Genomic DNA, 362 nt, shown 5'->3' on the forward strand with positions numbered 1-362 from the left:
GTACTGGTGTTGTTCTCGTCGGCGTCCAGGAGCTTGGCAATGCCGGCCCCGGCAGCCGTGAGTAGGCTCTGATTGCCCAGGTACTCCTTGGCATTGGATCGGCGATCACCGGCGATGCATGGGATGCCGTAGGGGTCGCTGATCCAGCCGAGGCCGCCCTGGATGGTTTTCTGGTCGGCGCTGGCGGTCTGGTTGTTGTTGCTCTGGTTGTCATTCACCTCCTCGGCCGGCGCCGGGAAGGTGCGCACGGTCCCGTCGTTGAACACGAACGGGAGGCTGCGGATCTGCCCACGCACGCAGGAGAGTGTCCAGTCGCCCGAGGCGGTCCCGCTGGCTACCGCGCCGGCGACGTCCGGCAGCTC

At 66.6% G+C, this 362-nt stretch carries 1 pseudogene; it reads right to left on the reverse strand.

Annotated elements, in window-relative coordinates:
* Positions 1 to 362: pseudogene (locus GYB81_RS23895) on the reverse strand (TIGR03752 family integrating conjugative element protein); the annotation flags it as partial.

This window comes from Pseudomonas yangonensis, assembly GCF_009932725.1.
Classification (GTDB): domain Bacteria; phylum Pseudomonadota; class Gammaproteobacteria; order Pseudomonadales; family Pseudomonadaceae; genus Aquipseudomonas; species Aquipseudomonas yangonensis.